This is a genomic window from Enterobacter sp. SCRI0065 (genome assembly GCF_059766475.1).
Map to the genome: position 1 here is coordinate 1 of NZ_JCBAJB010000065.1, position 250 is coordinate 250.

Below are 250 nucleotides of genomic sequence, written 5' to 3' on the forward strand. Positions count from 1 at the left end.
TGCTAATGCTATTCGTGCGCTGAGCATGGACGCAGTACAGAAAGCCAAATCTGGTCACCCAGGTGCCCCTATGGGTATGGCTGACATTGCCGAAGTATTGTGGCGTGATTTCCTGAACCACAACCCGACCATAAAGAAGCCCAGCATTGGTGGGTTCTCCGGGTCGTACTCCGGCATTGGCATGGTCGTTGCGATGCCGTCGCCGTCGACGTAGTGATCGATAGCGCCATCGGAGTCACAGGTGATATCC

At 55.2% G+C, this 250-nt stretch carries 2 pseudogenes; one reads left to right on the top strand and one right to left on the bottom strand.

What is annotated here, in order from left to right:
- Positions 1 to 130 (top strand): annotated as a pseudogene (locus tag AC6EMZ_RS23465) (thiamine pyrophosphate-binding protein); the annotation flags it as partial.
- Here AC6EMZ_RS23465 and AC6EMZ_RS23470 read toward each other — a convergent pair.
- Positions 118 to 250 (bottom strand): annotated as a pseudogene (locus AC6EMZ_RS23470) (hypothetical protein); the annotation flags it as partial. The pseudogenes AC6EMZ_RS23465 and AC6EMZ_RS23470 overlap by 13 nt on opposite strands.